Genomic DNA, 22265 nt, shown 5'->3' on the forward strand with positions numbered 1-22265 from the left:
TAAAAAAAGGATTTAAAAAATGGAAGATAAAAAAATTTATGAATTAACACAATCTGGAGCATTAAAATTAAAAGAAAAATTAAAATATTTAAAAGAAATTAAAAGAATTGAAAATTTAAAAGCCTTAAAAGAAGCTAGAGAACAAGGTGATTTATCTGAAAATGCCGATTATGATGCTGCTAGAAACGAACAAGCTTTAATTGAAAATAATATTTTAGAAATTCAAACTATTTTAAAAAATGTTAAAATTATTAAAAGTTTAAAAAATAAAGAAGTTAATATTGGTAAAATAGTAGAATTAAATTTTTTAGAAAACAATATAAAAAAAAGTTTTCACCTAGTTGGTATTTTAGAAACAGATCCTTCTTTGAATAAAATTTCTATTGACTGTCCTTTAGGTAAAGGTATCAGAGGACATCAAGTTGGAGAAAAAATTACAATTCAATCAGAAACTGGTAAAAATTTTCAAGTAGAAATTTTGAAAGTAGAACAGAATGAATTGTAAATTATCTCAATATATTCCTGATTTTTACTTTGATAATATATTTAAAATTCCTTATGATTTATTTTTAAGTCAAGGTTTTAAAGGTATATTTTTTGATTTGGATAACACTTTAATGTCTTATTCAGATAATAATTTAAACAACTTTACTAAAAAATTTTTAAAAAAAATTAAAAAAAATTTTCAAATTGTTATTCTTTCTAATGCTTCTAAAAAAAAATTAAAAAAAATTTGTAATAATGATTTTTTGTATGTTTATTTAAATTTTTTTTATAAAAAACCTTCTGTATTTGGATTTAAACGTGCACTAGAATTAATTAATTTACCATTTAATAAAGTTTTAATGGTTGGAGATCAATTAGTAACTGATGTTTTGGGTGCTAGCAAAATGAAAATTAAAACAATTTTGGTTAAGCCTATAAATAGAGAAAAAGAATTTTTATTCACAAAATTTAAACGTTTTTGGATAGAAAGAATAATTTTAAAAAAAATAAAAAAAAAAAAAAATGAAATATATGAAAATAAATTGAAAAAATTTGCCAATTATTGAAAATTTTAAAAGTAAGGTAAATGTTTTTTTATGTTAATAGAAAAAATTATTAAAAAAGTTAAGATAAAATTTCAAAATGATCAAAAAAGATTAAACCATATTTTAGGTGTTCATCGCATTTCTATTAAATTATCACGTTTTTATAAAGAAAATATGTTTCAAACTCAAGTGGCCGCTTTATGGCATGATTATACTAAAAACGAACCTTTAGAATTTCATATATCTCACTTAACGCCTAAAATAATTAAAAAATATCAATTTACTCCACATATATACCACGCCTTTAGTACAGCAGTTATTTTACAAGAAGAATTTAAAATAGATGATATTAAAATTTTAAATGCTTTAAGAAAACATGTTTGGGGACATAAAATTATGAACAAATTAGATAAAATAATTTTATTAAGTGATAAAATAGAACCTCAGAGAAATTATACACAAGTTGATTATTTTAGAAAGTTAGCTTTTATTGATTTAAATCAAGCAGTTTATGAACTTTTAGATTTTAATTATAATTTTCATAAAAAAAAAGGGAAAATTATACATAAAGAACAACAAGAAATTTTATCAACTTTAAAAAATAAAATTAGAAAAAAATAAAATTATGAAATACTATTATGTATATTATTAGCGGAAAATATAAAGGTTTTAAATTAAAATTAGTTCCTTCTGTAAAAACTAAGTCAACTACTCATTTAATTAGAAAAGTTATTTTTGATACTTTAGGATCTTGGTTAAAAAATAAATATGTTTTAGATTTATTTTCTGGTAGTGGAGCATGTGGTTTCGAAGCTTTAAGCAGAAATGCTAAAAAAATTTATTTAGTTGATAATTCTGTTTCCGCTATAAAAACTATTTATAAAAATAAAATTAAACTTAATTTAACATCTTCCAATTTTAAATTATTTTTTGGTGATTATTCCAGAATTTTAAAAATTTTTTTAAAAAATAAAAAAATTTTTGATTTAATTATAATTGATCCTCCATATAATTTTAAATTTTATTTATCTTTACTAAAAAATTTAAATTTAATTATAAAAGATAATGGTTTTATTGTTTGTGAAATTGATAAAAGAATTATTTTGCCTGATAAAATTGATCAAATAAATTTAATTAAAGATAAAAAACAAGGTAATAAAAAAATAAAATTTTATCAAAAAAAAAAAATTAAAGTATAATTAAGCTATTAAAAATAGAAAGGTGAAATAAAAAAATGTGGACTGAAATTACATGTTTATCTTTAGGCATTATAATTGGAGCTGCTTTGATGTTTTTTGGATTCAAAAAATATTTAATAAAAAATCCTCTTGTTAATGAAAAACAAATTAGAGAAATGTTTAAACAAATGGGAAGAACACCTTCAGAAAAACAAATTAAACAAATTGTCGAAAGTATGAAAAAAACAAAATGATTAATTTGTATTTAATAATATAATGGAATTTACATCATTTTTAATTTTATTTTTTTTAGTTATATTAATCATAATATTAATGGATTTTTGTGATAAAAAAATATGGTTTTATAAGTTAAAAAAATATTTATTAACATGTTCTTCACTAGAAAAAGAAATTTTAAAAACTTTATGTAAAGAACCAAATATAATCCATAAATTAAATGATAATCATAAAATTACTCATATTTTAAGTAATTTATTTATTGTCATTAAATATAATAATAATAATGATGATGATAAAAACATTAATAATAAATCAAAACAAAGTTTTTATTATATAAATCCTAAAGTATATAAATTAATTAAAAAATATCGAGAATTTAAAAAAATTTATTTTATTGATTAATATATTTTTATTATTTTGAAAATAACTTCCCGGGGAAATATAAATATATGGCTTTTCAAGTAACTGTTTTTTATGAAAAAAAATTAAATGATTTTATTTTTATTAAAGATAATATTAAAAATAAATTAACTTCTGCTTTAACACCAAATAATCAAAACCAAAGCGATCCTCAAGAATTATTTTGTTTATCTTGGATAATTTGTTTTTATAAAACATCTAAAAAAATTCTTTTACAAAAAGGATTTAATGATTTAGATATAAAAATTAATTTAGTTTCCAATGTACACAAAGATAAACAAGGTTTTTATTTTGAATTAATTTTGAAAATAGGAATAGAAAGTTTTTCTTTAAAAGATAGTAAAGTTATTTTAGAAGCAACACATCAAAAATGCCCAATTTCTAGAATAATTAATAATTATAATCATTTAAAAATTTTTCCTGTTGATTATAAAGATATTTCAATTAATTAGCAATATTTTTTTAATTTAATTTTATAAACACAAAAAAACCATTAAAAAATGGTTTTTTAATTTAAATATTTAAATTAAAATCATATCAATTATTTTATATATTAGGTTTATAAAAAAAATTTTTATTTAAAACTGATATTGACTCTGTAAAATTACCCTTTTCAATTTTTTTTAAATTTTCTCCCAAAACAGAAAACTGACTGTCTATGGTATCCAAATACCAAATTAAAAGAGCCTCTCCTATTTTAGGTTTTTGTAAAGCACCAAAATTTAATAATCCATGATGAGAAATTATAATGTGTTTTAAAATCAAAACTTCTTCTTTATTTTGATAATTTAACAAAAGAGCTTCTTCTGTAATATCATTATTCATCATTACTAAATGACCTAATAATACACCTTCTTTAGTGTATGTTCTACTTAAATCATTTAATTCTCTAATTTTTGCCATATCATGCAAAATAATACCGGCATATATCAAATCTACATTTAAATAAGGGAATAATTCAATAAAAATATCTGATGTTTTTAAAATATTAACAGTATGAATACTTAAACCACCATAATAAGTATGGTGCATTTTCAAAGCTGCAGGATGTATTAAAAAAGATTTTTTATTTTTTTCATATAAATTTTTAGTAATATTAAAAATTATAGTATTTTTTATTTTATATAAATAATTTTCTATAATTTTTTGTGTAACAGTAAAATTAACTTTAGTACATGGAAAAAAATGAGAAAATAATCGATATAATTCGTGTACTGTTAAAATATTTTCCACTAAATCAAATTCTTTATTTATTAAAATTTTTCTTTCTTTTTTTAAAATACAAATAACTTTAAATTGATATATTTTATTTATAATTGGTTGTTTTTCATTTGTATTTAATTTAATATTAATATCTTTATTATTAGTTAATTTTAATGTTAAATTATAAAAATTTTCTCCTTGATTAATACTTATTACTTTTCCTACTAAAATATATTCTTGATTTATTTCTTTTTCAAACATTATTTTTAATCATTTCTTTTTTAATTTTTATGACATAATTTAATAAATTTTTTTTATCATTTATAATTTTTCCATCTAAAACTAATTTAATAATTTTTTTTTTTAAATTATTTAACCATAAACCAGGTGGAATTTTGATTATTTTTAAAATTTCTATAGATGAAATTCTTAAATCTAAATTTTTTTTAATAATTAAATTTTTATAAATTATTTTTATTTTTTGAGTTTTATTTTTTTCTTTTTTAAATAAATAATTAATTTTATTAATTAATAAGCATATTTCTAAGTCATATTTAAATAATAACCATTTTATATCTAATTTTTTTTTATTAAATAAAAATTCAACAGTTTTATATAATTTTTGATCTTTTTTAGAAAAATTAAAATAATTAAACATTTTTTTATCCAATATTAAAGATAAAATAAAAAAAACATCTTTGTTTATTTTTTTTATTTTATTTTCAATACAAAAATTAATACCTTTTTGTAAACCTTTTAAAACATTTATTATATTAGTTTCCTTTAGGGTTATAAAAGCTTTATGAAAATTTTTTTGAGAAATAATTTTTATAAATTCTTGTAAAATTCTATCTTTAGAAATTTTTTTTAATAAATAACTTTTATTTTTTAAAGCTTTTTTTGTATTTATTTCTATTTCAAAACATAATTTTGCTTGAAAATAACAAGCTCTTAACATTCTAATGCTATCTTCTTGAAATTTTTTTTCAGGTTCTTTTATTGTTTTAATAATAGAATTTTTAATATCAGATAATACATCCAAATGATCAATGATATTTTTTTGATCGTCCATTAAAAGACTGTTAATAGTAAAATCTCTTCTTAAAAGATCTTTTGTTACATCATTAGTAAAAATTATTTTTTCAGGATATCTATTATTTTTATATTTTTCTTCAATTCGATAAGTAGTTATATCAAATTTGTTATTTTTAAAATAAATATTACAAGAACCATATTTTATATTATTAGAATTAATTTTAAAAATTTTAATTAAATCTAAGGTTAAAGCGTTAGTAATGATATCTACATCAAAAAATGGTAAATTTAAATAATAATCTCTAACCGCTCCACCTACAATAAAGGCTTCAAATCCGTTTTTATTTAATATTTTTAAAATATCTCGAGCTAAATTTAATTTTTTTATTTTCATTTTTATATTTTTCTTTTTTTTAATAAATAATTATTTAAATTTATCTATTTTTTTATCATTTAATAAAAATTTTTTAAATTAATATTAAATTTTTTAAAAAATAATTTGCATAATAATTATATATTTATGTATAATTAAAAAAAATGATGATTAAATTTATATTAACAATTATTGATTATTATTTTTAAAAAATATGAATAAAGAGGTACTTATGAAAGGTTTATTAATTTTGTATAATGGTTTTGAAGATTGTGAAGCTTTAGTTACACGAGCTATTTTAAAAAAAAATAATTTTGATATAGTAACTACAACTAATAATAAAAATTTAAATGTTTTTTCTGCTACAAGATTAAATTTAAAAGCAGATTGTTATCTAGAAAATATAAATTATAATGATTATAAATTTTTAATTATTCCCGGAGGACCTTATGTTAAATCAGTGATAAATAAAAATGATTATGATTTAGATAAAATTTTAGATATTATTAATCACTTTTATAAAAATAATAAAATAATTGGTGCTATATGTGCTGCCCCAGTGTTTTTAGGTAAATTAGGTTTATTAAAAGAACATAAATTTTCTTGTTATCCAGGATGTGAAACATTAATAGAAGGAAACTATTGTCCTAATATTTCAACAGTAATTAGTGATAATTTAATTACTTCTCGTTCTCCTGAAACTGTTTTTGATTTTGCTTTTACATTAATAAAAAAATTAAATTAATTACATAAAATAATCCAAAAAATATTATACCAAATTTTTTTATATTATTTGTTATATTAATATTTTTGGATTTTTTAATTATTAATATTATTAAATGTAAATATGTTTAATTGAAAAATAAAATTTATAAATAAAGAAATAAATAATAAAGAATCAAAACGATCTAATAATCCACCATGACCAGGAAGTAATTTTCCAAAATCCTTAATATTATAATTTCTTTTAAATTTAGAATTTATTAAATCACCTATTTGCGCCATAATAGAATTAAAAAAAGTAAATATAATAAAAAAATAAATGTTTATTATTTTATATGTTGTTATAAAAAAAATTTTTTTATAATAGACAAAAAAAATTGAACAAACAATAAAAGTAGATAATATGCTACCATATATATATCCTTCTAAAGTTTTATTAGGACTTATATTTGGAAATATTTTTTTTTTGCCAAATAAAGAACCAGTTAAAAAAGAAAAAATATCTGTTAAAACAGTAATTAAAATAATATACCAAAAAAAAATTTTATTGTTTATAAAAAATGATAAAAAACTTGATGTTCCGATACTAATATAAAATATGATAATAAAATTTATTCCTAAATCTTTGGCTGTAAAATTATCATAAATAACAAAAAATATTAACAATAATAAAATTATAAATAAAAAAAATATTGATAAACATTGTATGATTGAATTTTTTTGATTACTAATATTAGTATCATTATTTAGCCATCGCAATAAAGAAAATAAAAAAACTATTATACTTAATATTAAAATAAATATTTTATGATTTAATTTTATTTTTTTTTCTTTTTCAAACATAGTAAAAATTTCTTTATTAGATAAAACAATAAAAAAAAATCCTAATAAAATTAATAAATTTTGTTTTGTCGTTTGTGCTATTTCTATTATAGAAAATAAAAAAATTAAAAAAAATAAAAATAAAAATAAAAATATTCCAGTAATTATTCTTTGCTTCAACATATAATTCCTTTTATAATTTATATTATAATTAAAAATATTTTTATTTTATATTCTTGAAATTTTTTATAATTTTTAATTCTTTATTTTTATCGTCAGTTTGTTTTTCTATTAATCCAATATATTTATCAGTTAAAATTTTAATTTTTTTAAAAAAAATTAACTCTAAATCTTTTGTTAATTTAATTTTTTTAATTTTATCATTACATTCACGACGAATATTTCTAATTACAATTTTAGTATTTTCAGAAATTTTTCCAACTTCTTTAGTTAATTCTTTTCTTCTTTCCTCTGTTAATGGTGGAAAATTTAATTGAATAAATGAATTATTAATTACTTCTGGATTTATTCCTAAATCTGAAACTAAAATAGCTTTTTTAATTTGTTGTGTTAATTTAATGTCGTATGGTTTTATGTTCAATTGGTTTCCTTTAATAACACTAATAGAACTTAATTGTTTTAAAGATATATTTTCTCCATAATAATTAATTTTAATTTTATCTAAAATATTAGGATTAGATACATCCGTTCTAATACTAGATAATTTTTTTAACATTTCATTACTTGATTTTTGCATTTTTTTTTGAATATTGTCTAAAATTTCATTAGCTTGTTCTTGCATTTTATTTATCCTTATTTTTAGAAGTAATAATTGTTCCGATTTGTTCTTTTAAAAAAGATTTTTTTATATTACCTTTAATACTCATATTAAACACTAAAATATCTATATTGTTTTCCCAGCATAAAGAAACTGCTGTTACATCCATTATATCTGATTTTTTTGAAATTAATTGCTCATGAGTTATTTTTGATAATAAAACAGCATCTTTAAATTTCCTAGGATCTTTATCATAAACACCTTCTACACCAAATTTAGCCATACAAAAAACATCAGCTTTTAATTCAATAACCCTTAAAGCAGCAGCCGTGTCTGTAGAAAAATAGGGAGAACCTAAACCAGCACCCAATATAACTACTCTACCTTTATCTAAATGACGTAAAGCTCTTCTTCTTATATAAGGTTCCGCTACTGTTGGTACAGAAAAAGCCGTCATTACTCTAGTTTGAATATTTATTTTTTCTAAAACATCTTGTAAAATTAAAGAGTTCATAATTGTACCTAACATACCTATATAATCAGCTTGTACTCTATCTATTCCAAATTTTTGTTGTCCATTAAATCCGCGCCAAATATTACCTGCACCAACTACAATAATTATTTCAGTTCCTAATTTTTTAATTTCTTTAATTTCCTCAACTATTTTACGTATTTCATAAATATCCACTATACCGTAATTTTTATTACCTTTTAACGCTTCACCACTCAATTTTAAAAGAATTCTTTTATACATAAAATAATATTTTCCCTATTCCAAAAATAATTTTTAAAAAAATATAAATATTTTTATTTTTTTATATTTTTTTAAGACCTTCTCCAACTTCTAAACGCCAATAATTGATAATTTTAATTTTTTTTTCTTTTAAATAATCTCTTACTTTTTGTTCAGGATTTTTTACAAAAGGTTGTTCCATGAAACAAATATTTTGAATAAATTTATTTAAACGACCTTCTATAATTTTTTCTTTTATATTAACTTTTTTTTCTTTTATTAATTCTTTATTTACTTGTGCTTCAATAATTAATTTTTCTTGATTTAATATTTCTGAATCTATTTGTTCTTTATTTAAAAATCTTGGCTTTTTTGCTGCTATATGCATACATATATCTTCTAAAATATCTTTTTTACTATTTTTATTACTATTTTGAGCAATTACTAAAACAGAAATAAAACCATTTTGATGTTTATACATTTCAAAATTTTCGTCATCTTTTTTAATAACCTTGATAACTTTTCTCAAACAAATTTTTTCTTGAATTATAGAAGTTGTTTCAAATAATAAATCTTTAATTTTTTTATCTTTAATATTTAAATTTAAAATTTCATCTATATTCATATTTGGTTTAACTTCTTTTAATAAAATTTTTCCTAATAAATTTAATAAATCTAAAAAAATTTTATTTTTTGCAACAAAATCTGTTTCAGAATTTAATTCATATAAAACTGCTTCATTATTATCTATAATTACATTAGTTAAACCTTCACCTAATGTTTTTTTTCCAGTTATTTCAGATGCTCTTTTAATACCTTGTTTTCTTAAAAAAACAATAGCTTGTTCGATATCACCTTTAGAATTAATTAATGCTGTTTGACAATCCATAATTCCTGCTTGAGTTTCGTTTCTTAAAAATTTTATTTTTTCTACATCAAATTGCATTTTATTTTTTATCCTTTTTTTAAAATTGATTAATTAAAAAATAATAATAAATTAAATTATTATTTTATAAATTTATTATTTTTTTCATCAATATTATTATTCTTTATTTCTGTTGTTTTATTCATTGCTTTAGCTATAATTGAAGTAATTAATTTTACTCCTCTGATAGCATCATCATTAGCTGGAATAATATAATCTACTAAATCTGGATCACAATTAGTATCCACAATTCCAAAAATTTTAATCCCTAATTTAGCAGCTTCATAAACTGCAATAATTTCTTTTTGTGGATCGACAATAAAAATTGCTTGTGGTAATGTTTTCATATTTTTAATTCCACCTAAAAATTTTTCTAATTTTTCTCTTTTTTGTGTTAATTTTGATACTTCTTTTTTAGGTAATTTTTTCCATAAACCATCTTTTTCTTGTTTATATAATTGATGCAATAAATTAATTCTTTGTGTAATAGTTTTAAAATTAGTAAAAGTACCACCTAACCATCTCTGAACCACATAATATTGTTGTGAAGCTTGTGCTTCTTCTTTTACTATATTTTTAATTTGTTTTTTTGTAGCTAAAAATAATATTTTACCTCCAACAGCAGCTATTTTTTGTAATTCTTGGTAAGCTTTTTCAATTTTTTCTACTGTTTTTTTTAAATCAATAATATGAATACCATTTCTTGAAGTAAAAATATATTGTTTCATTTTGGGATTCCATTTTCTTGTAATATGTCCAAAATGTATTCCTGATTCTAATAATTGTTTAATTGTAACAACAGCCATTTTTTTTAGTTCCTCTTTTTGTTTTTATCTTCTAAATAACTTAAAAATATCCACTTTTTTAATTTAAAAGCACTAGGATATTCGAACATTATTTATGTATTTTAATCATATTATTTTTTCAATTATACATATCTAAAATTTTAACATAATTTTTATATTTTTTTAAATTTAATAATAAGATATTAATAATTAGTACTACCAAAACCACCTTTTCTTTGATTATTCAAAATATGATTATCTATTTTTTCTTCAACTATATAATATTTTTGAAAAATTCCTTGAGCAATTCTTTCACCTTTATTAATTTTTACAATTTCATTTGTAAAATTATACAAACTAATAAAAATATGACCTTCATTTTCTTTATTATTATAATAATCATGATCAATTATTCCAACACCATTAGATAATATTAATTTTTTTTTAATAGGAACAGAAGATCTAATACAAATCATTAAAAATTCTGTTGGTTCAAAATAAACTTTAACTCCAGTAGGTAATAATTTAATTTCTTTTGGTTGAAAAATAACATCTTCAGCAGATGCCAAATCATAACCTGCACTAAATTTAGTTTGTCTTTTAGGTATTTTAATATTATTATTTATATAATTACTAATAATTTCAAAATAACGTTTTTTTTTCATATCATTTCTCTTTTTTATTTATTTTATTACTTAATTTTAAAATTTATTTTTTTATTATTTTTATTAAATAATATATTATTTAAAAATCTTTTATATTAAAATATTTTAATTATGTTTTCCAATTAATAATTTTTATATTTCGAAGAGATAAAAAATCATTTGTTTTAGAAAAAGGTTTTGAATTAAAAAAACCACGATAAGATGATAAAGGAGAGGGATGGGAACTTTTAATAATATAATTTTTTTCTTTAATAATATATTTTTCGTAATTTTGAGCAAATTTACCCCATAAAATATAAACAATATTTTGTCTTTGTTGTAAAAATTTAAAAATATTTTTAGTAAACTTTTGCCAACCAATATTATTATGACTAAAAGATTTAAATCTTTCGACAGTTAAAATAGAATTTAACATTAAAACACCTTCTAAAGCCCATGATTTTAAATTACTTTTATTATTTATAATCCCTAAATCATTTTTTAATTCTTTAAAAATATTATTCAAACTAGGAGGTGTTTTATTATTTTTAACACTAAAAGATAAACCGTGTGCTTGATTATCTCCAGAATAAGGATCTTGACCTAAAATAACTACTTTTACTTTTTCATAAGGCGTTAATTTAAAAGCTAAAAAAATTTTTTTGGTTTCAGGAAGAATAATTTTACCTTTTTGTATTTCTTTTTTTAAAAAATAAACCATACTTTTAAAGTATGGTTTATTTTTTTCTTTATTTATAAATTTATACCACATTTTTTAAATTCCTATTTTTTTATTTTTTTTAAATATATCAAAAAACAAAAAATAATATAAATAAAATTAAAAATGTTAATATAAATAAATATATTTTATTAAATTTAAAAATATATTTTCCAACAACTTGATCATAATCAATATCTTTATCAGAATGATTATAACCTATATTATTATCCCCTAAAGTAGTTATTTTCTTATTTTTTTTGTCATTTACAACAACTCTATGAATAATCATTTCTTTAGGATTATGTTTATTTTGAAAAACTATAATATCTCCATTATCATTATTTTTATCAAATTTACTGTTTGTTTTTAATGTATTATCATTCGGTTTAATATGAGGATTTATAGATTCTTTTAATTCTTCAACTTTATTTATCCTAAAGACAACGACTGCATCCCCTTCTTTTATAGTTGGTTGCATGCTACCACTACTTACTATATATTTATTTAAAAAAAGATGTCTTACTGTTGTTTTAGGATCTATAAAATCATGTATCAATATTGCTAACATATAAATTAGTATTAATGAATACAAAATTATTTTTATTTTTATTAGAAAAGAAAATATTTTTTTAAATTTTATTTTAATCATTTTTTTAAATTAACATCTCTCTATTATTATGTTTTTTGATTTAATATTGTTATTATTTTTTTATTTTATAATATGTTTATTGTTTCAAAATATAATAATATTTATATTGAATAATGTTTTATATTTTAAAAAATTTTTTATATTGAAATATTTTTAATTTTTTTTAACATTCTTAATCCATTTAAAATTACTAAAATAGTACTTAATTCATGACATAATACAGCTATAGTTAAATTTAAACCTTTACATAAAAAATAAAACGGACAAAAATTTATAAAAATTAATAAACAAATTATCGTTATTGAAAATATAATATTTTGCCATAAAATTTTTTTTAATTTAATAGATATCTTATGTAAATAAATAATTTGTTTTAAATTATTTTGCATTAAAATAACATCAGAAACATCAACAGCAACATCAGTTCCTTCTTTTAATGTAATACCAATATCAGCATTAACTAAAGCAGGAGTATCATTTACGCCATCACCTACCATAGCTATCATTCCATATTTATTTTTTAATTTTGTAATAATTTCTGATTTTTCATGTGGTAAAACATTATGAAATATTTTTTTTATAAAAATTTTTTTTTTCAAAGATAAAGCTGTTTGATAATTATCTCCAGTAATCATAAAAGTATTAATTTTGCAATCATTAAAATATTTAATTACTTCTTTTGATTCTTCTCTTAATTTATCTAAAATAGTTATTAAAATAATTATTTCATTATTGCAACTTAAACCAATAACTGTTTTTCCCTCTGATAAAAATTTTTTTGTTTTTAATGCAATATAATCCGAAACATTTGTAAATTTATCAATTTTAGCAACTTTATAAAATTGTTTTTTATAAAAAGTTTCAACACCAACGCCAAGTAAATTTTTAATTTCTATTTCTAAATCATTATCAATATTTTTATTTTTTTCTAAAAAATTTTTTATTGCAAAAGCAACTGGATGATTAGATTTTTTTTCCATAGCAAATAAAATATCTAAATATTTTTTTTTATCTTTTTCTAATATATTATTTTTAAATATAAAATTTTCTACTACAGGTTTTCCTTTAGTTAAAGTACCTGTTTTATCGAAAGCAATATTTTTTATATCAGAAAATATTTCTAATGTTCTTCCGCCTTTTGATAATATTTTTTTATTAGCTAAATTAGAAATAGCCGATAATGTAGCAGGAATATCTGCAACAGCCAAAGCACAAGGTGATGCAACTGTTAGAAATATTATAATTCTATAAAATAAATCTTGAGTATTTGTATACTTTAAATTACCTATTATTACAATTATAAAAACAATAATCAATATTAATTTAACATAAATAGGTTCTATTTTTTTAATAAAACTAGCTTTTTTAGAAATATTATTTTTATTCTGATGTACTAATTTAATTATTTTAGAAAAAATTGTTTCATCGCTTTTAGATGTTATTTCCATAATAAATGAATTTGTTATATTGATAGTACTACAAAATACACTATCTCCTTCTTTTTTATCAATAGGAAAACTTTCGCCCGTAATATTTGACTCATTAATGGTTGAATTACCTGAAAAAATAAATCCATCTGTGGGTATTTGATCTCCATTTAAAATTACTATATGATCGCCAATTTTTAATTTTTTAACATCAACAATTTCTATATTGTTGTTTTCTTTCAATAAACGAGCTTCAGTGGGTGCCATTTTCAAAAGATTTTTTATTTCTTTCTGACTTTTTGATTCAGCATATTCTTCTAAAAAATTAGCCCCTGAAAAAATAATGATTAATATAATTGATTCGTTAAAATTTTTTATAAAAATAGAACCTAAAGCTCCTAATAACATCAAAATATGAATATTAGGAGTGAATTTTTTATTTTTAATTGTTTCTTTAAAAGTTTCTACAAAACCTTCGTATAATATATGATAACCAATTAATATTAAAATAATGAATGTTAAAATTATTTGAAAAATTATTTTTGTTAATAAACAAGAATTATCAGAAAAATATTCTTTTGAAAAAAATAAAAAAAATATATCATTGAAAAAATCAAAATAAAAAAAAGGTAAAAATATAAATAAATAAATGCTTATACCTAATAAAAATAAAATAAAAGGAGTTTTTAATATTTTATCTTTATTTTGTGGCAAAAAATCATGTAACAATTTTCTTTAAACTCCTTTATATAAATTTTTAAAAGATAATTTATTTTATTATTAATTTAATTCTTTTTTTTCTTGATTTTCATTTTCTAAATCTTGTTTTTTTAAATTATAAGCTTTATAAATTTCTATTTCTATCATTTTTCTTGTTTCAGCATTCAAAGGATGAGCTATATTTTTAATAATTCCTTTAACTGTTTTTTTACTAGGCATAGAAATAGACATACCTTTTTCATTTTCAATTATTCTAATATCACGTACTAAAAAAACATCATCAAATACAATAGAAGCAATTCCTTTTAATAAACTTTTTTGATTTTTCATTAATATAATTCTTACATTTGTTATTTGCATATAATTTAAAACTCTCCCATATTTATTATCAAAATCCAAATATTTAAATATAAATTTTATTAAAAAAATTATAATATAACAATATTCTAACACAATAAAACAAAAGATAATCAATTTATGTTTTTTAAAAATATAAACCAGAAATAACTAATTTCTTGAAAGAATTCAACACTTAATTGTTCTGCTCTAATACAATATTTAATATTATGAGTATCAAAAAAAATAATTATTTTTTTTTTACTAATTTTATAACCTTTTTCTAAATTATTAATTAGAGTTTTTCTTTTTTGACGAAAAGAAATTTTAACAAAAATAAAAAAATTGTTTTTAAAATTTATTGTTAAATTTTTTTGATTTTTTTTATCAAACTTTAAAACTATGCTATCTACTTTAGGTTTTGGTTTAAACATATTTTTGTTAACTTCTAAAATATTTTTTATTTTTGTTAAAAATTGTATAATAACTGATAAAGCATTGTAATTCTTTGTGTTTGGTTTCGCTAATAAACGTAAACCAACTTCTTTTTGTAACATAATCGTAAAAGAATTTATTTGTTTTTCTTCTAAAAATTTAAAAATTAATGGAGTTGTAATATAGTAAGGTAAATTACCAATTAAAGTTATTTTCTCTTCGCCAAAATAATTAAAAAAATCTTCTTTTAAATTTCTTTTTAAAAAATCATCATAAATAATTTTAAAATTATCATTTTTTTCAAAAATTAAAAATGGTTTTAATTTTTCATCAATTTCATAAGCTAAAAATTTTTTTGATTGTAAAATAATAAATTGTGTTAAAGCTCCTTTCCCAGGACCTATTTCTACAACATTTTTATTTTTTAAATTAGCCTCATTAACTATTTTTTTTAATAAATTAATATCACTTAAAAAATTTTGACCATATTTTTTTTTATTTTTGTACATAAATTTAAATTTTATTATTTTCAATATCTTCTTTTTTTAAAGGACGATAAAAAAATTTAGAGTCCTTTCTAATACCATATTTAATTATTTTACTAATCATATATGATTTTTCTTTGAAAGTTTGAATTTTATCTTCTAAATTATTTAAAATAAAAATTTGATCTCCGATATTTTTTTTTTTTTCATCATAAGCATTGTGATTTACATAATCAATCGAAGTATAATATTCATTATTTTTTTTATAATAATTTAAAATTTTTTTTATTTTTTTTTGATTATATTCATTATTTTCAAAAAAATTCCAAATTTTACGATTTAAAAAATCATTACATAAATTACTTAATATTTCATCTGAATTATTTTTTAAAGAAACAATCAAACCATTAATATAATAATCATCAATTTCCAAATATAAATTTAAATCATTTTTATTTTTGATAAAATATTTAATTATTTTAATATTTTCATTAATATAAATATTTTTTTTTATTAAATATTGTATACGAATATAAATTTTTTCTAAAATTATTAAAAAAGATCTAATTTTAGGATGATGATATACTTGCCAATACATATGATAACGATTTATTAAATAATTTTCTATAGCATAAATACTACTTTCTTTAAAAACAATTTTATTATTTTTGATAATCATACTACGCATTAAACGTTGTGTATCTACATGACCATAAACTGCTCCAGTAAAATAAGAATCTCTTTCTAAATAATCTAAACGATCAATATCAAGTTGACTTGTTAAAATTTGTTCTAATAAAGGAAATTTTTGCTCTTTTAATATAATAGAAGCAATTTCATATTTAAATTGAACATCAATTTCTGTATCCAATAAATGACTAATTTCTTTATCATGAATAATAATTTGAGCACTTTTTTTTTCATGTTTTATACGAAAACATTTTTCAAAAATATGCGAATATGAACCATGACCAATATCATGCATCAAAGAGGCAACCATTAATAATAATTTGTCTCTTTCAGAAAAATGATTTTTTATATTTTTAAAATCTAAAAAACGTCTAGCTAATTCATAAACTCCTAAACTATGAGTAAAACGTGAATGTTCAGCACTATGAAATACAATATTTGCACAACCCAATTGTCTTATTCTACGTAATCTTTGAAAGGCTTTAGTATCTATTAATTTTTCTAAAAAAACATAATCCAAATAAATATAACCATAAATAGGATCTCTAAAAACTTCAGTTCTGTTAAATTGTTTTATTTGTTTCATTTTATTATTTTTAGCCTTTAAATAATTTTATAAATATCCTTTTATGATTTAGAATAAAATTGATAATAATAATTATTTTTTTTATTTATATTTTAAAAAATTTATATAATTAGTTCAACTATATCATTATTTTGTAATAAAAAAGCACAAGCATCATCTGTATCCAAATGACATTCTAATATAAAATTTTTATCAACACGACATATTATATTTTCTAATATACCAGGTTTTATACCGTTTATTTTTATTTTAACTTTTTGTTTATCTTGGATTTGAAATTTTTCTGCATATTCTGTTGATAAATGAATATGTCTATCTGCTATTATCACTCCCTCTTCAATTTCTATTTGTCCTTTTGGACCTATTAAAATTGCAGATCCTGATTGTTTAATATCTCCTGAATTTCTAACTGGAGCAACGAAACTAAATCTTAAAGAATCACTTCTACTAATTTCTACTTGATTAAAATTTCTAGTTGGACCTAAAATTCTTACTCCTGTTAATGTTTTACCATTAGGACTTAATATATCTATTTTATCTGTCGAAGCATATTGACCTAATTGTTTTAAATCTTTAAATTTTTTTAATTGATAATTTTTTTCTCCAAATAAAATATCTAAAGTATTTTGAGATAGATGAACATGTCTTCCTGAAATCCCTACAGGTATTTTGTAATTCATTAAAATAACATCTCCTTGTAATTTTTATTTATTTAAATTATAAAAATTTAATATATTTAATATAAGGTGTTTATATGAGTTGTTGTTTATATTATCTTCTTATAATATAATGATACTGAAAAAATTTAAAAACTTTAAATATTAAAATTTAAATTATTTTTTTTAAAAGTTTTATAATATTTTTTTAAAACATTTTCAAATATTATTATATCTTATATTTTATTTATTTTATTAAAATTAATTAGATGATAATTATTTTTTAATTAAAAATTATATTTTTGTCTTTATAATTTTTTATTTTTTTAATTAATATTTTTAATATATATTAAAAATACTTCAAATATCAAAAAATATTAAAATAAAAAAATTAATAATAAAAAATAAAATAGTCGTCTTATATATTATGATAAAATTATTAATTTTTAATATTTCGTTTATTAAATAAAATAAAAAAACTAAATATCTATAAAAATTAAATTAAAATTAAAAAAATACAATAAACATTAGTTATTAAAATTAATTATAATTATGTATAAAATTTAAAAATAATTTTTTTAACTTTTACTTAATAAAAAATTTTAAATTGTTAAGTTTTTTAAAAAATGACAAATTTTAATAATTCATAAAAATAAAATTTATGAATACTAATAAATATATTTATTTTAAATTACATCTCTTGTAAAAATAATATATAACATAAAAAAAGCTAAATTGTGATTTTTTTAATAAACAATTTAGCTTTTTTTATGTTAATAATTTAAATTTTATTAAAAAAATTAAAATTAAACAATTTTGTATTCTTAAAAATCTTGAATAAAATTTTTAATAATATTTGTAATAATAGGAAATGATTTTTGTACCATTAATTTTTTTTTATCATCAATAGGAGTTAAAAGATAATCTTCTAAAGATATATTATGATCTTGATTAACCCCTATTTTTAATCTTTTAAATTTTTTTGTTTGCAAACAATCAATAATATTCTTTAATCCATTATGACCACCATGGCTTCCTTGTAATTTCAATTTAAAATTACCTTCAGGTAAATAAATATCATCTGATATAACTAATAAATCATTTAAAATAATTTTATATTCATTTAAAATTTTCTTTACAGCATGACCAGATAAATTCATATAAGTTTGAGGTTTTACCAATAAAAATAAGTTTGAACCAATATTAGATTTATATATATATGAATTATGTTTTTTCACAATTTTTTTATCTGTAATAATTGTATTTAATAAATAATCAACCATCATAAAACCTATATTATGCAAAGTAAATTGATAATTATTTCCTGGATTCCCTAATCCCACAATTAATTTCATGTTTTTAACCTTTATTATAATAACTCAAATATATTTTTTTAAATTAAAAATATAATAAATTATTTTTTTTTATAAATTAAAAATCTTTTCCAAATAGTATCAAATAACAACAAAATAAAAGGACAAGTTAACAAAATTAAATATTGATTAAAAGTAATTGATGTAGTGTTAAAAATTTCATTTAATAATTTTACATTTGTTATTAAAACAAATAAAATAAATTCACAGAAAATACCTAAATATAAAATTTTATTTTTTTTATTAAAAGTTTTCCAAAAATAAAACTTATCTGAACGACAACCAAAAACATTGCCAATTTGGGCAAAAATAACTCCTCCGAATGCCATAGTTGATGCTAATGGCAAATCTTTTGTTTTTCCTTGTCCATAAATATAGTAAAAATATAAAAATAAAATTAAAGCTATTAATCCTTCTATTAAACCTAAAAATAAATAAGCTCTTTTAAAAACTGTCTTATCTAATAAATTCTGTTCTTTAGTTCTTGGTTTATTTTCCAATAAAGAAGAATCTGGTTCTTCAGCTCCCAAAGCAATCGCAGGAATTAAATCCGTTAACAAATCAATAGCAAGTATTTGTAAAACAGTTAAATAAAGAGGTGTTGCAAAAATTGCCATTAAAATAATAGGAAAAATTTGTGGCACATTAGAAGCAAAAACATAAGTAATAAATTTTTTTATGTTTTCATAAATACCTCTGCCTTCTAATAATGCTTTAGGAATAGTAGAGAAATTGTCATCCAATAAAATCATATCAGCAGCATTAAATACAATATCTTTATTATTTTGACCCATAGCAATTCCAATATGAGCTGCTTTCATAGCTAAAATATCATTAACACCATCACCAGTAACACAAATAATTTCTCCATTATCTTTATATGCTTTAATAATTTGTAATTTATGTTTTGGTGTTGTTCTTGAAAAAATTACAGGTTTATCGGTTTTTAAAATATTTTTTAATTCTTCATTAGATAATTTATCTAATTCACAACCATTAATATTAATAAAATCTTCTTTAATAATGCCAACTTGTTTGCCTATTGCTATTGCTGTAATACCATAATCTCCAGTAATAATAGTAATTTTTAAACCTGCTTTAGTTAAATCATTAATAGCTTCTTTTACTCCTACTTTTGGAGGATCATAATTTATAACAAAACCTAAAAATACCATATCATTTTCTTTATTACAATCTTGTTCATTTTTTTTATATGCTATAGCTAAAATACGAAATCCTTCACTAGAAAAATCATTATTTTTTTTTAAAAATTCTTCTTTTTCAGAATCGCTTAAAATTATTACTTTTTGATTTTTATATTGCATACAACAATTTTCTAAAATAATATTTGGAGCGCCTTTGACAAATAAATATTTATTATTGATATCATAAATTGAATTACTATTATTATTTACTAAAACACTCATTTTTTTTCTTTCAGAAGTAAAAGAATTAACTTGAAGAATATCAAAATCATTTCTAGTTTCATTAATATCATAACCATGTTTAGAAGCAGCTATTAATAATGAACCTTCTGTAGGACTACCAATAATTTCAAATTCTTTTGAATTTTTTGAATTAATATTTAAATTAGCTTCAGAACATAAAATAGATGCTATTAAAAGTTTTTCTAGTCCTTTTTTATCTTTAATATTATTTAAACAAATTTTACCTTTTTTTTCATAACCAAAACCAGTCACATTAATTAAACTATCAGGTGTTAAAATTTTTCTAACTGTTAATTGATTTTTAGTTAAAGTTCCTGTTTTATCAGTACAAATAACAGTTGCAGAACTTAAAGTTTCCACTGAAGATAATTTTTTAATCAAAGCATTATGTTTAGCCATTCTTTGAGAACCAACAGCTAAACTTAAATTAACAGTAGGTAAAAGCCCTTCGGGAATATTAGCTACCAACATGCCTAAAGCTACCGTAATAGAAGTTTTAAATACTGATGAAAAATTATAATTTCCATTTCTAAATATTTCAGAGAATATATAAATAATAAATGCTGTGATAGCTAAAGTAGAAGCTATTAAACTAATTTTTTTAATAATTTTATGAATTTCACGATCTAAAGTTCCACTACCTTTATCAATACATTGTGCCAAAACAGAAACTTCGCCAATTTGAGTTTGATCTCCGATAGCATATACTACAGCTTTTGCACTCCCTTGTGAAACAATAGTACCTGCATAAACTAAATTAGGAATTTCCGAAATCACTTTAAATCCTTTATCATTTGGAAAATGAGTTCTATTTAAAGGAACAGTTTCTCCTGATAACATCGAATTATCAACAAAAAATTGATTAGAATCAATAATTCTAGCATCAGCTGGAATAGCAGTACCATTTTCAATAAAAATAATATCGCCAATAGTTAACTCAACAGTTGAAATCATTTGAATTTCACCATTACGATAAACTTGTATTTTTTTAGGAATCATATTTGCTAAAGAAGATAAAATTTTATCAGTTTTATATTCTTGAGAAAAAGAAAATAAACCATTAATAATAATAACCAAAAAAATAGCACTACCAATTTCAATTTCTTGAATAACAATTGCTAAAAAACCTGAAATCCACAATATAAAGGCTATTAAAGAAGTAAATTGTTTAATAAATTGTCTCCAAAAATTAAAATTTTTTGTTTGTTTCATTATATTTTTTCCATATAACAACTGCCTCTCAGCAACTTCTTGATTATTTAAACCTTTGGAACTTATTTTTAAATATTTTAAAACCTCTTCTGAGCTTAAACTACTTATATGTAAAATATCTTTATTAAACATAAAAAAAAATCTTATTCTCCTTCTTTTATGGTGATATACCAATAAATTACCCCCTTTCAATTTATACTTATTATATATGTATAAATAATTATATTCAAATATATACAATCGAAATAAATTAATTTTAAATCAAATATTTTTTATATTTATTTTGAAAATAAATATAATTAATTTCTGAAAATTCTTTAAAAATTAAATATTATTACAATTTATTATATATAAAATATTAAAAAAATAATAAGGGGATTATAAATAATTTTAATAAAAAATAAATATAATATTTTCTAAAATATTTCTTAAAGCATATTTAAGTATTATAACAAAATAAATAATAAAATAAAAATTTAATCATAAAAAATAAAAAAATTTTGATTATTTTTTGATTATTACTATTAATATTTTATGATATTCTATAATTATAATATGAAAAAAATAATTAATATTATATATTAAATTTTATAAAATATATATTATATGAAAACTATAGTACAAGGAAATTGAAAAA

The 22265-nt window shown here is 18.9% G+C and carries 25 protein-coding genes; 8 read left to right on the forward strand and 17 right to left on the reverse strand.

Annotation, left to right across the window (positions count from 1 at the left end; all coding sequences use genetic code 11):
• Positions 1 to 19: 19 nt before the first annotated feature.
• The 7 genes from greA to V9D86_RS01180 are packed head-to-tail and all read left to right on the forward strand — an operon-like array spanning position 20 to position 3321.
• Positions 20 to 505, forward strand: a complete 486-nt coding sequence (greA, locus tag V9D86_RS01150) for a transcription elongation factor GreA (protein ID WP_334330970.1) — start codon at positions 20 to 22, stop codon at positions 503 to 505.
• Entirely contained in the window at positions 495 to 1052 is a 558-nt protein-coding gene (locus V9D86_RS01155; protein WP_334330971.1) for a YqeG family HAD IIIA-type phosphatase, read from the forward strand. Before greA ends, V9D86_RS01155 begins: the two co-directional genes overlap by 11 nt.
• Positions 1053 to 1082: 30 nt before the next feature.
• Complete coding sequence (yqeK, locus tag V9D86_RS01160) at positions 1083 to 1652, forward strand: bis(5'-nucleosyl)-tetraphosphatase (symmetrical) YqeK (protein ID WP_334330972.1); 570 nt, start codon at positions 1083 to 1085, stop codon at positions 1650 to 1652.
• A gap of 17 nt (positions 1653 to 1669) precedes the next feature.
• Positions 1670 to 2230: a 16S rRNA (guanine(966)-N(2))-methyltransferase RsmD gene (gene rsmD / locus V9D86_RS01165; protein WP_334330973.1), complete on the forward strand. Its 561-nt coding sequence runs from the start codon at positions 1670 to 1672 to the stop codon at positions 2228 to 2230.
• Positions 2231 to 2265: 35 nt separating this feature from the next.
• Entirely contained in the window at positions 2266 to 2463 is a 198-nt protein-coding gene (locus tag V9D86_RS01170; protein ID WP_334330974.1) for a YneF family protein, read from the forward strand.
• 22 nt (positions 2464 to 2485) lie between these two features.
• Positions 2486 to 2851, forward strand: coding sequence for a hypothetical protein (locus V9D86_RS01175; RefSeq protein WP_334330975.1), 366 nt, complete (start codon positions 2486 to 2488; stop codon positions 2849 to 2851).
• A gap of 47 nt (positions 2852 to 2898) precedes the next feature.
• Positions 2899 to 3321 carry an OsmC family protein gene (locus V9D86_RS01180; protein ID WP_334330976.1) on the forward strand — a complete coding sequence of 141 codons (423 nt, stop codon included), beginning with the start codon at positions 2899 to 2901 and terminating at the stop codon, positions 3319 to 3321.
• A 94-nt stretch (positions 3322 to 3415) separates the two neighbouring features.
• Here V9D86_RS01180 and V9D86_RS01185 read toward each other — a convergent pair whose 3' ends face one another.
• The gene (locus V9D86_RS01185; protein ID WP_334330977.1) at positions 3416 to 4333 is read right to left on the reverse strand and encodes a CMP-binding protein; all 918 of its coding nucleotides are present in this window, start codon (positions 4331 to 4333) and stop codon (positions 3416 to 3418) included.
• A complete protein-coding gene (locus V9D86_RS01190) occupies positions 4326 to 5501 on the reverse strand; it encodes a tRNA nucleotidyltransferase/poly(A) polymerase-related protein (protein WP_334330978.1) in 1176 nt (391 codons plus the stop codon). Before V9D86_RS01190 ends, V9D86_RS01185 begins: the two co-directional genes overlap by 8 nt.
• 211 nt (positions 5502 to 5712) lie before the next feature.
• Here V9D86_RS01190 and V9D86_RS01195 point away from each other — a divergent pair, with 211 nt between their 5' ends.
• Positions 5713 to 6225 (forward strand): DJ-1/PfpI family protein, encoded by a 513-nt coding sequence (locus tag V9D86_RS01195; protein WP_334330979.1) that lies wholly within the window; start codon positions 5713 to 5715, stop codon positions 6223 to 6225.
• A 74-nt stretch (positions 6226 to 6299) separates the two neighbouring features.
• On the opposite strand, the gene V9D86_RS01200 is transcribed toward V9D86_RS01195, so the two are convergent.
• The 15 genes from V9D86_RS01200 to V9D86_RS01270 all read right to left on the reverse strand — a co-directional run bounded on the left by V9D86_RS01200 (position 6300) and on the right by V9D86_RS01270 (position 21760).
• Complete coding sequence (locus V9D86_RS01200; RefSeq protein ID WP_334330980.1) at positions 6300 to 7208, reverse strand: phosphatidate cytidylyltransferase; 909 nt, start codon at positions 7206 to 7208, stop codon at positions 6300 to 6302.
• A gap of 40 nt (positions 7209 to 7248) precedes the next feature.
• Entirely contained in the window at positions 7249 to 7827 is a 579-nt protein-coding gene (locus tag V9D86_RS01205; RefSeq protein ID WP_334330981.1) for a ribosome-recycling factor, read from the reverse strand.
• A gap of 1 nt (position 7828) precedes the next feature.
• Positions 7829 to 8557, reverse strand: coding sequence for a UMP kinase (pyrH, locus tag V9D86_RS01210; RefSeq protein ID WP_334330982.1), 729 nt, complete (start codon positions 8555 to 8557; stop codon positions 7829 to 7831).
• A gap of 61 nt (positions 8558 to 8618) precedes the next feature.
• The gene (tsf, locus tag V9D86_RS01215; RefSeq protein ID WP_334330983.1) at positions 8619 to 9482 is read right to left on the reverse strand and encodes a translation elongation factor Ts; all 864 of its coding nucleotides are present in this window, start codon (positions 9480 to 9482) and stop codon (positions 8619 to 8621) included.
• A 59-nt stretch (positions 9483 to 9541) separates the two neighbouring features.
• On the reverse strand, positions 9542 to 10267 hold the full coding sequence (gene rpsB, locus V9D86_RS01220) for a 30S ribosomal protein S2 (RefSeq protein WP_334330984.1): 726 nt from the start codon (positions 10265 to 10267) through the stop codon (positions 9542 to 9544).
• Positions 10268 to 10449: 182 nt separating this feature from the next.
• A complete protein-coding gene (gene dut / locus V9D86_RS01225) occupies positions 10450 to 10911 on the reverse strand; it encodes a dUTP diphosphatase (protein WP_334330985.1) in 462 nt (153 codons plus the stop codon).
• Positions 10912 to 11020: 109 nt separating this feature from the next.
• Positions 11021 to 11662 carry a uracil-DNA glycosylase gene (locus V9D86_RS01230; RefSeq protein WP_334330986.1) on the reverse strand — a complete coding sequence of 214 codons (642 nt, stop codon included), beginning with the start codon at positions 11660 to 11662 and terminating at the stop codon, positions 11021 to 11023.
• A 37-nt stretch (positions 11663 to 11699) separates the two neighbouring features.
• Complete coding sequence (locus tag V9D86_RS01235) at positions 11700 to 12260, reverse strand: S26 family signal peptidase (protein ID WP_334330987.1); 561 nt, start codon at positions 12258 to 12260, stop codon at positions 11700 to 11702.
• A 137-nt stretch (positions 12261 to 12397) separates the two neighbouring features.
• Entirely contained in the window at positions 12398 to 14416 is a 2019-nt protein-coding gene (locus tag V9D86_RS01240) for a heavy metal translocating P-type ATPase (protein WP_334330988.1), read from the reverse strand.
• A gap of 51 nt (positions 14417 to 14467) precedes the next feature.
• A complete protein-coding gene (locus V9D86_RS01245) occupies positions 14468 to 14767 on the reverse strand; it encodes a SpoVG family protein (RefSeq protein ID WP_334330989.1) in 300 nt (99 codons plus the stop codon).
• Between the two features lie 110 nt (positions 14768 to 14877).
• Positions 14878 to 15687: a 16S rRNA (adenine(1518)-N(6)/adenine(1519)-N(6))-dimethyltransferase RsmA gene (gene rsmA, locus V9D86_RS01250; RefSeq protein WP_334330990.1), complete on the reverse strand. Its 810-nt coding sequence runs from the start codon at positions 15685 to 15687 to the stop codon at positions 14878 to 14880.
• A 4-nt stretch (positions 15688 to 15691) separates the two neighbouring features.
• Positions 15692 to 16939, reverse strand: coding sequence for an HD domain-containing protein (locus V9D86_RS01255; protein WP_334330991.1), 1248 nt, complete (start codon positions 16937 to 16939; stop codon positions 15692 to 15694).
• A 101-nt stretch (positions 16940 to 17040) separates the two neighbouring features.
• Positions 17041 to 17619, reverse strand: coding sequence for a phosphate propanoyltransferase (gene pduL / locus V9D86_RS01260; protein ID WP_334330992.1), 579 nt, complete (start codon positions 17617 to 17619; stop codon positions 17041 to 17043).
• Positions 17620 to 18419: 800 nt separating this feature from the next.
• Entirely contained in the window at positions 18420 to 18950 is a 531-nt protein-coding gene (gene pth / locus V9D86_RS01265; RefSeq protein WP_334330993.1) for an aminoacyl-tRNA hydrolase, read from the reverse strand.
• Between the two features lie 59 nt (positions 18951 to 19009).
• Positions 19010 to 21760 carry a cation-translocating P-type ATPase gene (locus tag V9D86_RS01270; RefSeq protein WP_334330994.1) on the reverse strand — a complete coding sequence of 917 codons (2751 nt, stop codon included), beginning with the start codon at positions 21758 to 21760 and terminating at the stop codon, positions 19010 to 19012.
• Positions 21761 to 22265 lie beyond the last annotated feature (505 nt).

The organism is Candidatus Phytoplasma prunorum, assembly GCF_036924415.2.
GTDB classification, from domain to species: Bacteria; Bacillota_I; Bacilli_A; order Acholeplasmatales; family Acholeplasmataceae; genus Phytoplasma; species Phytoplasma prunorum.

Coding starts and splice junctions, on each gene's coding strand:
- V9D86_RS01170 (WP_334330974.1), top strand. CDS start 2,266: ATGTGGACTGAAATTACATGTTTATCTTTAGGCATTATAATTGGAGCT.
- rsmA (WP_334330990.1), bottom strand. CDS start 15,687: ATGTACAAAAATAAAAAAAAATATGGTCAAAATTTTTTAAGTGATATT.
- V9D86_RS01190 (WP_334330978.1), bottom strand. CDS start 5,501: ATGAAAATAAAAAAATTAAATTTAGCTCGAGATATTTTAAAAATATTA.
- yqeK (WP_334330972.1), top strand. CDS start 1,083: ATGTTAATAGAAAAAATTATTAAAAAAGTTAAGATAAAATTTCAAAAT.
- V9D86_RS01195 (WP_334330979.1), top strand. CDS start 5,713: ATGAAAGGTTTATTAATTTTGTATAATGGTTTTGAAGATTGTGAAGCT.
- V9D86_RS01175 (WP_334330975.1), top strand. CDS start 2,486: ATGGAATTTACATCATTTTTAATTTTATTTTTTTTAGTTATATTAATC.
- pduL (WP_334330992.1), bottom strand. CDS start 17,619: ATGAATTACAAAATACCTGTAGGGATTTCAGGAAGACATGTTCATCTA.
- rpsB (WP_334330984.1), bottom strand. CDS start 10,267: ATGGCTGTTGTTACAATTAAACAATTATTAGAATCAGGAATACATTTT.
- pyrH (WP_334330982.1), bottom strand. CDS start 8,557: ATGTATAAAAGAATTCTTTTAAAATTGAGTGGTGAAGCGTTAAAAGGT.
- V9D86_RS01270 (WP_334330994.1), bottom strand. CDS start 21,760: ATGTTTAATAAAGATATTTTACATATAAGTAGTTTAAGCTCAGAAGAG.
- pth (WP_334330993.1), bottom strand. CDS start 18,950: ATGAAATTAATTGTGGGATTAGGGAATCCAGGAAATAATTATCAATTT.
- dut (WP_334330985.1), bottom strand. CDS start 10,911: ATGAAAAAAAAACGTTATTTTGAAATTATTAGTAATTATATAAATAAT.
- V9D86_RS01245 (WP_334330989.1), bottom strand. CDS start 14,767: ATGCAAATAACAAATGTAAGAATTATATTAATGAAAAATCAAAAAAGT.
- V9D86_RS01155 (WP_334330971.1), top strand. CDS start 495: ATGAATTGTAAATTATCTCAATATATTCCTGATTTTTACTTTGATAAT.
- V9D86_RS01255 (WP_334330991.1), bottom strand. CDS start 16,939: ATGAAACAAATAAAACAATTTAACAGAACTGAAGTTTTTAGAGATCCT.
- V9D86_RS01180 (WP_334330976.1), top strand. CDS start 2,899: ATGGCTTTTCAAGTAACTGTTTTTTATGAAAAAAAATTAAATGATTTT.
- V9D86_RS01235 (WP_334330987.1), bottom strand. CDS start 12,260: ATGATTAAAATAAAATTTAAAAAAATATTTTCTTTTCTAATAAAAATA.
- rsmD (WP_334330973.1), top strand. CDS start 1,670: ATGTATATTATTAGCGGAAAATATAAAGGTTTTAAATTAAAATTAGTT.
- V9D86_RS01230 (WP_334330986.1), bottom strand. CDS start 11,662: ATGTGGTATAAATTTATAAATAAAGAAAAAAATAAACCATACTTTAAA.
- greA (WP_334330970.1), top strand. CDS start 20: ATGGAAGATAAAAAAATTTATGAATTAACACAATCTGGAGCATTAAAA.
- tsf (WP_334330983.1), bottom strand. CDS start 9,482: ATGCAATTTGATGTAGAAAAAATAAAATTTTTAAGAAACGAAACTCAA.
- V9D86_RS01200 (WP_334330980.1), bottom strand. CDS start 7,208: ATGTTGAAGCAAAGAATAATTACTGGAATATTTTTATTTTTATTTTTA.
- V9D86_RS01205 (WP_334330981.1), bottom strand. CDS start 7,827: ATGCAAGAACAAGCTAATGAAATTTTAGACAATATTCAAAAAAAAATG.
- V9D86_RS01185 (WP_334330977.1), bottom strand. CDS start 4,333: ATGTTTGAAAAAGAAATAAATCAAGAATATATTTTAGTAGGAAAAGTA.